The sequence below is a fragment of the Caballeronia ptereochthonis genome (assembly GCF_001545075.1).
GTDB lineage: Bacteria > Pseudomonadota > Gammaproteobacteria > Burkholderiales > Burkholderiaceae > Caballeronia > Caballeronia ptereochthonis.
Genome location: NZ_FCOB02000012.1, coordinates 95,732 through 110,077 on the forward strand (window position 1 = coordinate 95,732; position 14,346 = coordinate 110,077).

Sequence of the window (14,346 nt, forward strand, 5' to 3'; positions counted from 1 at the left end):
CGGCGCGCGGTGAGTACGGTGTTAGATTAGTTGCGGACATCCACCGGAGAGGAGTGACAAGTGTGTCGGGATTCGCATGGATTCGCTGATCACGGCGGCGGCGCGCGCGCTCGCGGCGGGTGATCCGCTCGGCGCGCTGAACCGCATCGCGCTGCGCGAGGACGCGAGTGCGCTCGCATTGCGCGGCATCGCGATGGCGCAGCTGGGCGACTTCGCGCGTGCGCGGGCGCTCGTGAAGAGCGCGGCGCGGGCGTTCGGCACGAAGGAGGCGCTCGCGCGCTCGCGTTGCATCGTCGCGGAAGCGGAGATCGCGCTGGCATCGCGCGATCTCGCGTGGCCGGCCAGATCGCTCGATCACGCGCGCGCGATCCTCGCGGCGCACGGCGATCACGTGAACGCCGCGCACGCGCGCTATCTCGAAGTGCGGCGCGCGCTTCTGATCGGACGTCTCGACGATGCCGAGCGCATGCTCTCGACGCTGAATCCCGAACGGCTTCCGCCCGCATCGCGGGCCGCGCACGAACTCATCGCGGCGGGTATCGCGATGCGGCGGCTTCAGACGCAGGCGGCGCGCGCCGCGCTCGTCCGCGCAGAGGGCGCGGCGCGGCAAGCAGGCATTCCCGCGCTCGCCGCGGAGGTCGAGAGCGCATGGCGCATCCTCAGCACGCCCGCGGCGCGCCTCATTGCTCGGGGCGAAGAACGGCTCCTGCTGCTCGACGAAGTGGAGGCGCTCCTCGCGTCGGACGTCTTCGTCGTCGATGCCTGCCGTCTCTGCGTGCGCGAAGCGGGCGCATCGGTCTCGCTGGCCACGCGCCCCGTGCTCTTCACGCTCGCGCGCATGCTCGCGCAGGCATGGCCCGGCGACGCGCCGCGCGACGCGCTCATCGCGCGGGCGTTTCGCATCAGGCAGGCCGACGAGACGCATCGCGCGCGGCTGCGGGTCGAGATGGGCAGGCTGCGCACGCTGCTGCGGCCGCACGCCGGCATCGACGCGACGCCGCGCGGCTTCGCGATGAAGCCGCTTCATGCGCGCGAGGTCGCCGTGCTCGCGCTGCCGGTCGAGGACGAACATGCGCCGCTGCTCGCATTTCTGGCCGATGGCGAATCGTGGTCGAGCTCCGCGCTCGCCATGGCGCTCGGCGCGAGCCAGCGCACCGTGCAGCGTTCGCTCGACTCGCTCGCCGCAAGCGGCAAGGTGCAATCGTTCGGGCGCGGCCGCGCGCGCCGCTGGACGACCCCGCCCATGCCCGGATTCACGACGGCCTTGTTACTCCCCGTCGAGCTCGCGAGCGACTAGCATGGAGGCTCGATCAACGAAGCAGACGATCCGGAGGACATCGACATGAAACGCGCGAAGGCGGAAATCATTCGCGAATACGGGCCTTTTCCGGATATCGAAGGGGTGCACGGCGTCACGTACGACGGCGAGCACGTGTGGTTCGCCGCCGGCGATACGCTCAACGCCTTCGACCCGGAAAGCGGCGAGAAGACGCGCTCGCTCGATGTCCCCGCGCATGCGGGCACGGCCTTCGACGGCGAGCACCTGTTCCAGATCGCCGAGGACCGCATCCAGAAGATCGATCCGAAGACGGGCCGCGTGCTCGCGACGATTCCCGCGCCGGGCGGCGGCGCGGATTCGGGCCTTGCATGGGCCGAAGGCACGCTCTGGGTCGGGCAGTATCAGGCGCGCAAGATCCATCAGGTCGATCCGCAGAACGGCGCGATTCTGCGCACGATCGAATCGAACCGCTTCGTCACGGGCGTGACGTGGGCCGACGGCGAACTGTGGCACGCGACCTGGGAAGGCGACGAAAGCGAGTTGCGGCGCATCGATCCGCAGTCGGGCGAGGTCATGGAGCGGCTGGAGATGCCCGAGGGCGCGGGTGTATCAGGGCTCGAAGCGGACGGCAAGGATCGCTTCTATTGCGGCGGCGGCCGAACCGGCAAGGTGAGGGCCGTGCGCAGACCCAAGCGCGGTTGATGCGCATGCTCGCCCCCTGGTGCGATTCGACGCGCCCGGCGGGCTAGCCTCGATTCGGAGATCAATGAACTTGCTCAAGACTTTCCGCACCTCGCCGATAAACAACGATTAAGCCATCAGCGAAACAGGGTCAGAGCGGTGCGGAAAGGAGCGACCGATTTTCTCGGGGTCATCGGCGAGAACGTCGCCGGGAACATGCCATCCATCGAATGCGCACGCCGTTTCGGTGGGCTCGGTCTTGCCGCGTTCGGCGTGTTCATCGCCGTCTGCGGCGCCTTCTTCGTGCCGCTTCCCTGGAACGTGCTGCTTGCCGCTGTCGTCTTCGTGGTCACGCTCGCCGCGTACCGGATGCGGGACGCGCACCGCAAGAGCTTCGCCGCGCGTCAGGTTGCGTACAGCTTGCTTGCCATCGCCGAGGATTGCCTCAAGCTGCTGAGCCTCGAAGGCAGGATCATGTGCATCTCCGAAGTCGGCAGACGCCTGATCGAAGCGGATCGCGCAGATGATCTCGTCGGCATCGACTGGATCGCGCTCTGGGACGGCCCCGCCGCGCGGCAGGCCTTCGAGCGTGCGAAAGCGGGCGAATCGACGTCGTTCTCCGGCGCCTGCCGCACGATGGGCGGCAACCTCAAATGGTGGACCTCCACCTTCGCGCCCGTCCACGGCGAGTACGGCAGGGTCAAGGCGGTGCTGTGCAAGTCGCGCGACATCACGGCCGAAGTGAATCTCATCGACGAATTGCGCGGCAATGCGCGCGTGCAGAAGGACATGGAAGATCACGTCGATGCCGTGTTCTGGACCGCGACGCACGATTTCCGCGAGCTCCTGCACGTGAGCTCCGCGTTCGAGCGCATGTGGGAAATGCCGATGTCGGTGCTCGAAGCCGATCAGACCGCATGGGCTCAGCGCGTGCATCGCGACGATCTTCCCGCGTTGCGTGACGAAATGCGCACCGCCGTGAAAACCGGCGCGGCGACGCAGAGTTATTTCCGCCTGTGCCTGCCGCACGAGCGCACGCGCTGGGTGCGCGCCGACATCTATCCGGTGACGGAAGACGGCGTGGTGTCGCGCGTCGTGAGCGTGTGCGTCGACGCGACCGACGAGCGTCAGCGTCTCCAGGAGCTGCACCGTCTCGCCAACACCGACAGCCTCACCGGGCTCGCCAACCGCAATGCGATGATGGAGGCGCTCGTCGGGCGCTGCGAATCCGGCGCGCCCTTCGCGTACCTGTTCGTCGACATCGACCGGTTCAAGTCGATCAACGATACGGCGGGCCATATCGCGGGCGATGCCGTGTTGCGCACGATCGCGCGGCGCATCCAGGACGCGCTGCCGGAAGGCGCCGTGGCCGCGCGCCCGGGCGGCGACGAGTTCACGGTGATCCTGCCCGGCTCGTTCGATCAGGAAAGCATCGCGCGGGCGTGCCGCAAGCTCTCGCTCGCGTGCCATCGCCCGATCGAGACCGACTGCAAGAGCGTGACGATGACCTGTTCGATCGGCGTCGCGCTGCATCCGGAACACGGACGCACGCCGGAAGCGCTCTTCATCAGCGCGGACATGGCAATGTACGCCGCCAAGCGCGCGGGCCGCAACACGTTCCGCGTGTTCGGCGAGCGCGAGAAGGACGATCTGGCGCGCGCGCATCTGGAGTCCGAGCTGCACGGCGCGATTCGCGAGAATCAGTTCGTGCTGCACTATCAGCCGCAGTATCGCGTCGATTCGGGCGCGCTCGTCGGCGTCGAGGCGCTGCTGCGCTGGAATCATCCGGCGCTCGGCATGCTTGGGCCGGGCGCGTTCGTGCCCGTGCTCGAGGAAAGCGCGCTCATCGTCGAGGCAGGGCATTGGGTCATTCGCGACGCCGTGCAATCCGCGGCGCGGCTCGCGGGCGCGTTGCCGACCGTGTGCTCCGTGGCGGTCAACGTCTCGCCGAAGCAGTTCCGCGATCCGCGCCTCGTGTCCGTGCTCAGGCACGCGATCAGGCGCGCGTGCATCGATTCGAACCGCATCACGCTCGAAATCACCGAATCGGCGCTCATCGAGAACCTCGACGACGCGCAGGAAGTGCTCTCGAACGTCCGCGCGATGGGCGTGCACATCGCCATCGACGACTTCGGCACGGGCTATTCGAGCCTCAGCTATCTCGCGCGCTTCAGGCCGGACGTGCTGAAGCTCGACAAGTCCTTCGTCGACAACATCGCGACCGACGTCATGGTTCGCACGGTGGTCGAAGGCGTGATCGACCTCGCGCACAAGCTCGGCGTGACCGTGATCGCGGAGGGCGTCGAGACGCAGGAGCAGCTCGACACGTTGCGCGACGTGCGTTGCGACAAGGTGCAGGGCTTTCTTCTGGGCAGACCCGTGCCCCTCGCGAACCTGATGGAACGGGCGGGCGCGAACGAGCTGGAGCCCGCGCGCTGACCTTTGCAGCCGAAATCGCTCCGGCACGCCGGCCGGCGTTATCATCGCCGCATTCGGAGGCGAGCCGGCCCGGACGCGGGACCGCGATGAGGCATCCGATTTTCGCGTCGCGGCGGCATTGCCTTCCTTCGCGCAATCCGGAGAGAACCGATGAAGACATCCTCGTTGCGCTGGCTCGCCGCCCTCGGATGCGCGATGGGCGCATCCGCATTCGGGCAGACCGCCGCGCCGTGTCCGGACCCGGGCAGCCCAAGCGCGGCCAAACTGGTCTTCGTGCGCGATTTCACGCCGGTGAGCGAAGGCGGGGCGCCGCATCTTCCCGGCTCGCGGCTGCGCGCCGCGCGTAACGCCATGCGGGTGAATGAGAACGCATCGGCGCTCTCGGAGGGCATCGTGAAGGCGCTGAACGCGCGCGGCATCGCGGCGTGCCACGCGACGGCGCAAACCGCGCTGCCGGCGTCGGGCTGGCTCGTGAACGGCGAGTTCGACGAAACGCTGTCGGCGGGATTCGGCTCCGCGTTGCCGTCGATGGGTTCGTCGGACAAGCAGGCGCCCAACACGCACGTCACGGTTCAGCTCGCCGATCTGGCGGCGAGCCCCGACAAGCCGCTCGCGCAGATCGACACGACCGACGAGCTCAAGGGACAGAAATCGGCGGCCGCGCCGAAGCCCTACGGCGCGGCGGTGCGCTTCGTGATCAACCGGGTCGAGGCGTCGTCGTCGCTCGACGATCTCGCGGGCAAGATCGCGGACGGCATCGTTGCCGAGAAGGCGAAGCTCCCCGCAGACGAGCAGTAAAGGGATCGAATCACAGCGCAAGATCTGGAGTGCCGTCGCGCGCCGTAACCGTGACGATGGGATGTCCCACCCCAACGTCACGGAGAACCGCCGATGCATTTCCCCGCTTCCTTCCGGCGCCTCGCCTGGTCGAATCTGCTCGCGCAGTCCGCCGAGCAGATCGGCCTCGCGGCCGCGCCACTCGTGGCCGTGTTCGCGCTCGGCGCGTCGGCCGCCGATACCGGTGTGCTGCAGAGCGCGCAGACGCTGCCCTTCCTGCTGCTGTCGGTTCCGCTCGGCGTGATCGCGGACCGGCGCTCGCGCCGCACGCTGATGGCCGCCGCCGAATGCGCGCGGGCGCTCGCGATGGCCTGCGTGCTGCTGCTCGTGCTCTCCCGCTCGCTGACGCTGCCGCTGCTCGCGCTTCTCGGCTTTCTCGGCGCGACGGGCACGGTCGCGTACAACGTCGCCGCGCCCGCGCTCGTGCCTGCGCTCGTCGAACGCGCCGCACTGTCCGCCGCGAACGGGCGCATCGAACTCGCGCGCAGCGTCGCGTATTCGGCGGGGCCCGCGCTGGGCGGGCTGCTCGTCGGCTGGATCGGCGCGGGGTGGGCGTATGGCTGCGCGGCGGGCTTGTCGGCACTGGCGGCGATGCTGCTCGCGGGCCTGCGCGAACCGGCGCGCAAGCCGGCGGCCGCCCGTCACTTCCTGACGGAGTTGCGCGAAGGCGCGGGCTTCGTCGCGCGCGACGCATTGCTGCGCCCGATGCTCGCCACCGCCGTGTTCTTCAACATCGGCTTCTTCATCCTGCAGGCGGTGTACGTGCCTTATGCCGTGCAGCGCCTCGGTTTGAGCGCGTCAGCGGTGGGCGTGACGCTCGGCGCGTACGGCGTCGGCATGGTGTGCGGGGCGCTGGCGGCGCCTGCCGTCGCGCGGCGCATCGCGTTCGGCCGCATGCTGCTCGTCGGGCCGTTCTGCGGCCTGGCCGCCTCGCTCGCGATGGTCGCCACGCTCGCCGCGCCGTCGTTCTGGCTCGCGGCATCGAGCTTTTTCCTGCTCGGCGCGGGCCCGATTCTATGGACCGTCGGCTCGACGACGCTGCGCCAGGCCATCACGCCCGCGACCATGATGGGCCGCGTGTCCGCGCTCAACAGCACGGCGACCTACGGCGCGCGCCCGCTGGGCGCGCTCGCCGGAGCGGCGATCAGCGCGCACTTCGGCATGGGGCCGTGCCTCGTCGCGGCGGCGCTCGGCTTCGTGGTGCAGGCGTGGATCATCGCGACATCGCCTGCCGCGCGTCTCGCCGATGTGCCCGAGGGCGTGAGCGCCTTATCCGCGTGATCGTCTGCCACGCGCGCGCCTTGCCGTGACGGGCGCGGGCCGCGCGAACATCGGCATCCTCCCGAGAATCCAGTCGAGCAGCTCCTGCGGCCCCGCCGCGAGCGGCCGTCCCGTCTTCACGAGCAGTTTCGCCTGTGCGCTTTCGAAGAGCGGATGCGCGATCGGGATGGTCGTCAACTCGCCGCTCGCCAGTTCCCGATACGCCGCGAACTCGCCGATCAGCGTCATGAAATTCTCGGCGCTGACGAAGCGCTTCAATGCGCCGAGCGAGTTGGTGGTGAGTGTCGGGCGGATGGCGAAGTCGTCGGTGGTCTCAAGCATCTTCACCACGTGGCCGATGCCGAATGTCGGCGGCATCAGCGCGAGCGGGTAGTCGAGCAGATCGCGGATATGCGCGACGCCGCCGCGCCGCGCCAGCGGATGGTCGCGCCGCGCGAGCAGCACGACCGGCTGCGGCGAGCTCGCGCGGCATTCGATGCGCTCGTGGGGCGGCGGATTGTACGCAAGCCCGATATGCGCGCGGCTCTGCGCGACTTCCTCCAGCAGATCGTCGACGGCGAGCATCCGCACGTCGATCTCGAGGCGCGGATAGCGCGCGCAGAACGGCGCGAGCACGTCGTCGACGAGCGTGTCGACGTACCCCTCGCTGACCGCGAGGCGAATCTGCCCCTGTTGCAGGCCCTTCAGCGCGTGAAGCTGATCCTCGAGCTTCTCCTGTTGCGAGCGATAGCCGCGCCAGAACTCGAGCAGATGGAACGCCGCTTCCGTCGGCCGCACGCCGCGCGCCTCGCGCTCGAAGAGCGTCGCGTCCAGTTCGTCCTCGAGCAGCCTGATCTGCCGCGTGATCACCGAAGGCGACGTGTTCAGGTGATCCGCCGCGCCGCGAATCGTGCCGTGCGAGAGCACTTCGTGAAAGTAGCGCAGCCGCTGCTGGTTGATCTCGCGCATGGTCTTCGTCCCGATCGAATGGAGAGTGTTGCTCACAGGGCAACGATACGTGAACTTAGTTGCTCTTGCTAGCACGATTGCGCGCGCTCAACATGGCCTTACCCGAAGACGGGGAGACAAACAAGGAGGCGCGGATGTCGACGATTCAGACCCTGCGAGGCGGCGATGCCGTCTCGGCGCTGTACAGCAGAATCAACTGGCGGCTCCTGCCGCTCCTGATCGCGTGCTACATGTTCGCGTATCTGGATCGCGTGAACGTGGGTTTCGCGAAGCTTCAGATGCAAAGCGATCTCGGCTTCTCCGATGCGGCGTACGGCGTCGGCGCGGGCATCTTCTTCATCGGCTATGTGCTTTTCGAGCTGCCGAGCAACCTGATGCTGCCGAAGATCGGTGCGCGCCTCACGTTCAGCCGCATTCTCGTGCTGTGGGGCATCACGTCGGCGTGCATGCTCTTCGTGCGCAACGTGCCCGCGTTCTATGCGATGCGCTTCCTGCTGGGCGTCTTCGAAGCGGGCTTCGCGCCGGGCATGATCTATTACCTCTCGTGCTGGTACGGCCCGAAACGCATGGCGCGCGCGATCGCGCTGGTGTTCGTCGCGGGGCCACTCGGCGGCGTCGTCGGCGGGCCGCTCTCGGCGTGGCTGATTTCGTCGTTCGCGGGGGTCGGCGGGCTGGCCGGCTGGCAGCGGATGTTCCTCGTCGAAGGCCTGCCGTGCATCGCGCTGGGAGCGCTCGTGTGGTTCGTGCTCGCGAACCGTCCGGGCGATGCGCGCTGGCTCACGCGAGACGAACAGCGTTTCGTCGAAGCGGAAGTCGGCGGCAATGTAGGCGAGTCGCATCGCATCGATTCGTTCAGGGAAGTCGCGAAGAATCCGCGCATTTACGTGCTGGCGCTCGCGTACTTCTGCATCATCTTCCCGATCTACGCGATCAGCTTCTGGCTGCCCACGCTCCTGAAGGAGCAGGGCGTCAACGACACGATCCGCCTCGGCTGGTATGTCGCGATTCCGTATGTCGCCGCGGCCATCGCGATGTACGCCGCCGGCCGCCATTCCGACAAGGTCGGCGAGCGCCGCTATCACAGCGCGCTGCCGGCGCTCGCCAGTGCGGTGCTGCTGGTCATGACGCCATACGCTTCCGGCAACCTCGTCGCGACGCTCGCGCTGCTCACGCTCGCCACCGCCTGCATGTGGATGGCCTACACGGTGTTCTGGGCGATTCCCTCCGAAACGATCTCGGGCCCGGCGGCGGCGGGCGGCATCGCGCTCATCAACACGATCGGACTGTCGGGCGGATTCTGGGGCCCGGCGGTGATCGGCTGGGTCAAATCCGCGACCGGCAGCACGCAGGGCGGCCTGCTCGCGATGGCGTGCATGGCCGCTGTCGCCTGCGTGCTGATTCTCGCGAACAAGGGCGCAGTCGCCGCAGCGAAGGCGCGCACGGCCTGAACGTTTATCGACGAACCAGAGGACACCGATCATGAAGATCCTGATCGCAGGATTTCAGCACGAGACGAACACCTTCGCGCCGACGAAGGCGAGCTACCAGAGCTTCATCCAGGGCGAGGGCTTCCCGCCGATGGCGCACGGCGACGACGTATTGAAGCTGCGCGACGTGAACGTGCCGATCGGCGGCTTCATCCAGTGGGCCGAAGCGCACGGGCATGAGCTGCTGCCGGTGATCTGGGCGGGCGCGAGCGCATCGGCGCATGTGACGGAAGACGCGTATGAACGCATTGCGGGCGCGATCGTCGGGCGCGTGCAGGCGGGCGGCTTCGACGCGATCTATCTCGATCTGCACGGCGCGATGGTGACCGAGCATCTCGACGACGGCGAAGGCGAATTGCTGACGCGCGTGCGGCGCATCGTCGGCGACGAAATGCCGCTCGTCGTCTCGCTCGACCTGCACGCGAACGTCACGGAGCGCATGGTCGAGCTCGCGGATGCGCTCGTCGCGTATCGCACCTATCCGCATGTCGACATGGCCGGGACGGGCTTGCGCGCGGCGCATCTGCTCGCGCGACGCATCGCGCATGGCAGGCCCTTCAAGCGCGCGCTGCGCCGCGTGCCTTTCCTGATTCCGGTGAACGGCATGTGCACGCTCGTCGAGCCGGCGCGCGGCATGTATGAAGCGCTCGAATCGCTCGAATCGCCCGAAAAGGAAGTCGTGTCGCTGTCGTTCGCGCCGGGCTTTCCCGCTTCTGACTTCGATGAATGCGGCCCGGTGGTCTGGGGCTACGCATACGATCAGGACGCGGCGGACAACGCAGTCGATGCGCTCTATGCGAAGCTCGTGAACGAGGAAGCGCGCTGGGACGTGCCGTTCCTTTCCCCCGACGAAGCCGCGCGCGAAGCGATCGACGCGAGCCGCGCCGCAACGAAGCCCGTGATCATCGCGGACACGCAGGACAATCCCGGCGTCGGCGGCGATTCGAACACGATGGGCATGGTCCGCGCGCTCCTGCGTCACGGCGCCCGCGATGCGGCCGTGGGCGTGATCTGGGACGAGCAGGCGGCACGGGCGGCGCACCGGGCAGGCGTGGGTGCGCGCATCGAGCTCGCGCTCGGCGGCGGCTCCGGCGTGCCCGGCGACGCGCCGCTCGAAGCCGTCTTCGAGGTCGAATCTCTTTCCGATGGTCGCTTCCGCTTCGACGGCCCGATGCTCAACGGCATGGCCGGCGAACTGGGCCCGACCGCGTGCCTGCGCATCGAAGGCGTGCGCATCGCGGTGAGCAGCATCAAGATGCAGGTGTTCGACCGCAATCTCTTTCGCGTCGCGGGCATCGAGCCCGAGCGCATGAAGATCCTCGTGAACAAGAGCTCGGTGCATTTCCGCGCCGACTTCGAGCCGATCGCCGAGCGCATACTCGTCGCGAAAGCGCCCGGGCCGATGGCGGCCGACCCAGCCGATCTGCCCTGGCGCAATCTCGATGCGCGCATGCGCGTGCGGCCGATGGGGCCGACGCTCGCCGCGCTGCGCGCATCGGCTGCATGACCGTTCGCCGGTTTGTCGATTTCATCGAATACATCGAAACAGGAGAACCGCACCATGTCGGATGATCAGATCAACGTCTGGCGCCGCCGCTTTCTGGGCACGACGATCGCGGGTGTCGGCGCAATGCAGCTCGGTTTGAGCGACCTTGTCCGTGCTCAGACCGCGCCATCCGCCAAGCCGGTCCGCGCCGCTTCGACCGCGGGCTTCGCCGGGATTCGCCAGATCGACGCGGGCACGCTCAACGTCGGCTATGCGGAGGCCGGCCCGGCGAACGGTCGCGCCGTGATCCTGCTGCACGGCTGGCCCTACGACATCTACAGCTTCGCCGAAGTCGCGCCGCTGCTCGCGGCGCAGGGCTATCGCGTGATCGTGCCGTACCTGCGCGGCTACGGCACGACGCGCTTTCTTTCCGCCGACACGCCGCGCAACGGGCAGCAGGCGGTCGTGGCGGTGGACATCATCGCGCTCATGGATGCGCTCAAGATCCAGCAGGCCGTATTCGGCGCGTTCGACTGGGGCGCGCGCACGGCGAACATCATCGCGGCGCTCTGGCCGGAGCGCGTCAAGGCGATGGTGTCGGTGAGCGGCTATCTGATCGGCAGCCAGCAGGCGAATCGCGCGCCGCTGCCGCCGAAGGCCGAGTTGGCGTGGTGGTATCAGTTCTATTTCGCCACCGAGCGTGGCCAGGCGGGCTACGAGGCGAACCGGCACGACTTCAACAGGCTCATCTGGCAACTGGCGTCGCCGAAATGGAACTTCGACGATGCCACCTACGACCGCTCGGCGAAAGCCTTTGAGAACCCGGACCACGTCGCGGTGGTGATTCACAACTACCGCTGGCGCCTCGGACTCGTGCAGGGCGAGCCGCAATACGACGCGCTGGAGCAGCGTCTCGCGACGGCGCCGGCCATCGGCGTCCCGACGATCACGATGGAAGGCGATGCCAACGGCGCACCGCACCCCGATCCTTCCGCGTATGCGAAGAAGTTCACCGGCGAGTACCGGCATCGCAATGTAGCCGGCGGCATCGGCCACAACCTGCCGCAGGAAGCGCCGAAAGCCTTCGCCGATGCGGTGATCGAAGCAGACCGGATGTAAGGGCGCAGGACGCTAGCCGAGGTGCGACTTCTTCGCCTTCGGCTGCGCCGTTTTCTTCGACGTCAGTTCGTGCATGATGCCGCAGGTGTCGACCGCCTGTTCTCCACGGCACTTCTTGCGCAACGTGGTGAGTTGATCGCGCAGTTTGATCAGCTCGTCGATGCGCGAGCCGACATGGGCGATGTGCTCGTCGACGAGCGCATCGATCGCGCAACAACTCGGCGAGCCCGTGTCCACCGCATGAAGCAGCGCGCGCACTTCGTCGTGGGTCATGTCGAGCTCGCGGCAATTCCGGATGAGACGCAATCGTTCGATGTGCGATTCGTCATAGGTCCGGTAGTTCGCTTCCGTTCTGCCGGCCCGCGGAAGCAAGCCTTCCTTTTCGTAGAAGCGGATCGTATCGGGCGTGCAGTTCGTGATGCGCGCCAGTTCGCCAATCTTCATTCTCACACCTTTCGTTCCCGTGTCTTTCCTTCTTGACTCTGGAGTCGCTCCAGGGTGTCTACTCATTCCGGGTCAAGAAAGGAAGCCAGTATGTTACGTCCGAAGAATATCAGCAAGCCGTATTGCGATCGTTGTCATGACCCGGTGTGTCAGGGCGAAAGCAATGTACAGGATCGCGAAATAACATCGAAAGAAACGGTGCGCACGCAGGTCCGCATCGAGCAGATGGATTGCCCGACCGAACAGGCGCTGATCCGCAAGAAGCTCGAGGGCATGCGCGAAGTCGCGTCGATGGATTTCAATCTGATGCAGCGCACGCTCGTCGTCGAGCACGAAGCGGGTGCGCTCGCCGCGATTCTCGATGCGGTGCGTTCGCTGGGATTCACGCCGCGGACCGCTCGGCAGCCGATGCCGGAGGAGAGAAGGGCGACCTGGCCGCTCGTCGTCGCATGCGTGGCCGCGCTGGCTTCGGAGGCGGCGAGCTGGCTCGGCCAGCCGTCGTGGCTCGTCGCCGCGCTCGCGCTTGCGGCCGTGCTTGCTTCGGGTCTCTCGACGTATCGCAAGGGCCTGATCGCCCTTTGGCACGGCAGCCTGAACATCAACGCGCTGATGAGCATCGCGGTGACGGGTGCGCTCATCATCGGACAATGGCCGGAAGCGGCGATGGTCATGGTGCTCTTCACGATCGCCGAGTTCATCGAGGCGAAGTCCCTGCAGCGCGCCCGCAATGCGATCGCCGATCTCATGAAACTCGCACCCGACCGGGTGACCGTATTGCAGGCGGACGGCACCTGGATCGAGACCGACGCGCGCGAGGTCCACCCGGGCGCCGTCGTGCGCGTCAAGCCGGGCGAGCGCATCGCGCTCGACGGGGAAATCGTGTCCGGCGGCTCGACCGTCAATCAGGCGCCGATCACCGGCGAGAGCCTGCCTGTCGAGAAGGCGCAGGGCGACACCGTGTTCGCGGGCACCATCAACGAGACCGGCTCGTTCCAGTTTCGCGTGACGGCGGCGGCGAACGACACGACGCTCGCGCGCATCATTCAGGCGGTCGAAGGCGCGCAGGGTTCGAAGGCGCCGACGCAGCGCTTCGTCGACCGGTTCGCGCGCGTCTATACGCCGACCGTGTTTGCCGTGGCGCTCGCCGTCGCGCTCGTGCCGCCGCTGGCAATGGGCGGCGCGTGGCTCGACTGGATCTATCGCGCGCTGGTCCTGCTGGTGATCGCGTGTCCGTGCGCGCTCGTCATCTCGACGCCCGTGACCATCGTCAGCGGGCTCGCCGCGGCGGCGCGGCACGGCATTCTCGTGAAAGGCGGTTCGTTTCTCGAGCGCGGGCGGCAGTTGCGCTGGCTCGCGCTGGACAAGACGGGAACCATCACGCACGGCAAGCCGGTGCAGACCGCATTCGAACTGCTCGATCAAACACTCGAACCGAGCCGCGTGCGTGCGCTTGCCGCCAGCCTCGCGAGCCGCTCCGATCACCCGGTGTCGCTCGCGATCTCGCGGGCCGCAAGAAAGGACCATGTGATGCGCTTTCCGGTCGATCAGTTCGACGCGGTGCCGGGGCGCGGCGTGCGGGGCACCATCGCTGCGCGCGCGTACTGGCTCGGCAATCGTCGAATGATGGAGGAGATCGGCTGCGCTTCCGACGATCTGGCGCGCCGCGTCGATGCGCTCGAGCGCGCGGGCAAGACCGTCGTGATGCTCGCCGGCGAGGACGGCCCGCTCGCGCTCTTCGCGGTCGCGGACACGGTGAAGGAGTCGAGCCGCGAGGCAATCGGCCGGCTGCACGCGCTCGGCGTGCGCACGGCGATGCTGACGGGTGACAACCCGCACGCCGCCCGGGCGATCGCAAGCGAAGTCGGCATCGACCGCGCCGAGGGCGGGCAGTTGCCCGAGGACAAGCTGCGCGTCATCGAAAGCCTCGCGGGGAGCGGCGGCGCAGTCGGCATGGCCGGCGACGGCATCAACGACGCGCCCGCGCTCGCGCGCGCGGACATCGGCTTCGCGATGGGCGCGATGGGCACCGACACCGCCATCGAAACCGCCGACGTCGCGCTCATGGACGACGACCTGCGCAAGATTCCCGCGTTCATCCGCCTGTCGAAGACCACGCACGCGATTCTGCTGCAGAACATCACGCTCGCGCTCGTCATCAAGGGCGTGTTCCTCGCGCTGACCGTGGCCGGACTCGGATCGATGTGGATGGCCGTGTTCGCGGACGTGGGCGCGAGCCTGATCGTCGTGGGCAACGGGCTGCGGCTGTTGCGTGCGCGCTTTGCATGAAGAGGCCACGGCAGCGGAGCGACGCAGCATGCAGCACGTGTTGAATCTGGCCCGCGTAC

11 protein-coding genes are annotated in these 14,346 nt (G+C 67.6%); 9 read left to right on the forward strand and 2 right to left on the reverse strand.

The window, feature by feature from the left end:
• Positions 1-76: 76 nt before the first annotated feature.
• The 5 genes from AWB83_RS14590 to AWB83_RS14610 all read left to right on the forward strand — a co-directional run bounded on the left by AWB83_RS14590 (position 77) and on the right by AWB83_RS14610 (position 6,517).
• The gene (locus AWB83_RS14590) at positions 77-1,297 is read left to right on the forward strand and encodes a helix-turn-helix domain-containing protein (RefSeq protein WP_087046274.1); all 1,221 of its coding nucleotides are present in this window, start codon (positions 77-79) and stop codon (positions 1,295-1,297) included.
• Between the two features lie 45 nt (positions 1,298-1,342).
• Entirely contained in the window at positions 1,343-1,981 is a 639-nt protein-coding gene (locus tag AWB83_RS14595) for a Vgb family protein (RefSeq protein ID WP_087046275.1), read from the forward strand.
• Between the two features lie 195 nt (positions 1,982-2,176).
• Entirely contained in the window at positions 2,177-4,399 is a 2,223-nt protein-coding gene (locus AWB83_RS14600) for a putative bifunctional diguanylate cyclase/phosphodiesterase (protein WP_244197735.1), read from the forward strand.
• Between the two features lie 150 nt (positions 4,400-4,549).
• Positions 4,550-5,197 (forward strand): hypothetical protein, encoded by a 648-nt coding sequence (locus AWB83_RS14605; protein WP_244197736.1) that lies wholly within the window; start codon positions 4,550-4,552, stop codon positions 5,195-5,197.
• A gap of 93 nt (positions 5,198-5,290) precedes the next feature.
• Positions 5,291-6,517, forward strand: coding sequence for an MFS transporter (locus AWB83_RS14610; protein WP_087046277.1), 1,227 nt, complete (start codon positions 5,291-5,293; stop codon positions 6,515-6,517).
• Here the strand turns inward: AWB83_RS14610 and AWB83_RS14615 are convergent.
• Entirely contained in the window at positions 6,506-7,465 is a 960-nt protein-coding gene (locus AWB83_RS14615; RefSeq protein ID WP_087046278.1) for a LysR family transcriptional regulator, read from the reverse strand. The two genes, AWB83_RS14610 and AWB83_RS14615, sit on opposite strands and share 12 nt — an antisense overlap.
• Before the next feature lie 134 nt (positions 7,466-7,599).
• On the opposite strand from AWB83_RS14615, the gene AWB83_RS14620 reads away from it, so the two are divergent.
• From AWB83_RS14620 to AWB83_RS14630, 3 genes are read left to right on the forward strand one after another with little or no spacing between them, the layout of a single operon-like run.
• Positions 7,600-8,913 carry an MFS transporter gene (locus tag AWB83_RS14620; RefSeq protein WP_087046279.1) on the forward strand — a complete coding sequence of 438 codons (1,314 nt, stop codon included), beginning with the start codon at positions 7,600-7,602 and terminating at the stop codon, positions 8,911-8,913.
• A 31-nt stretch (positions 8,914-8,944) separates the two neighbouring features.
• Positions 8,945-10,459: a M81 family metallopeptidase gene (locus AWB83_RS14625; protein ID WP_087046280.1), complete on the forward strand. Its 1,515-nt coding sequence runs from the start codon at positions 8,945-8,947 to the stop codon at positions 10,457-10,459.
• Positions 10,460-10,513: 54 nt separating this feature from the next.
• Positions 10,514-11,557, forward strand: a complete 1,044-nt coding sequence (locus AWB83_RS14630; RefSeq protein ID WP_087046281.1) for an alpha/beta fold hydrolase — start codon at positions 10,514-10,516, stop codon at positions 11,555-11,557.
• Positions 11,558-11,569: 12 nt separating this feature from the next.
• Here the strand turns inward: AWB83_RS14630 and cadR are convergent, their stop codons facing one another.
• On the reverse strand, positions 11,570-12,001 hold the full coding sequence (gene cadR / locus AWB83_RS14635; protein WP_087046282.1) for a Cd(II)/Pb(II)-responsive transcriptional regulator: 432 nt from the start codon (positions 11,999-12,001) through the stop codon (positions 11,570-11,572).
• Between the two features lie 54 nt (positions 12,002-12,055).
• On the opposite strand from cadR, the gene AWB83_RS14640 reads away from it, so the two are divergent.
• Complete coding sequence (locus tag AWB83_RS14640) at positions 12,056-14,287, forward strand: heavy metal translocating P-type ATPase (protein ID WP_445343894.1); 2,232 nt, start codon at positions 12,056-12,058, stop codon at positions 14,285-14,287.
• Positions 14,288-14,346: the final 59 nt, after the last annotated feature.